Source organism: Parendozoicomonas sp. 209JJ7-1 (assembly GCF_058147085.1).
This window is the reverse complement of the sequence record NZ_JBYVJU010000189.1, coordinates 1-287: the sequence shown is the minus strand read 5'-3', so window position 1 is coordinate 287 and position 287 is coordinate 1. Positions and strand designations below refer to the sequence as shown.

The window sequence follows — 287 nt, the reverse complement described above, 5'->3', positions numbered from 1 at the left end:
TTAAACAGGGACAACCATCGCCCTGCTGGCCTAGCCTTCTCCGTCACTCCATCGCAGTCACAACAAGTACGGGAATATTAACCCGTTTCCCATCGATTACAGCTTTCGCTCTCACCTTAGGGGCCGACTCACTCTGCGCCGATTAGCGTTGCGCAGAAACCCTTGGTCTTCCGGCGGGGGAGCCTCTCACTCCCCTTATCGTTACTCATGTCAGCATTCGCACTTGTGATACCTCCAGCAAGCTTCTCAACTCACCTTCAACGGCTTACACAACGCTCCCCTACCAC

The 287-nt window shown here is 54.4% G+C and carries 1 rRNA gene; it reads right to left on the bottom strand.

Annotated features, from left to right (window positions below):
• A 23S ribosomal RNA gene (locus ACY2RQ_RS19940) occupies nucleotides 1-287 on the bottom strand; the annotation flags it as partial.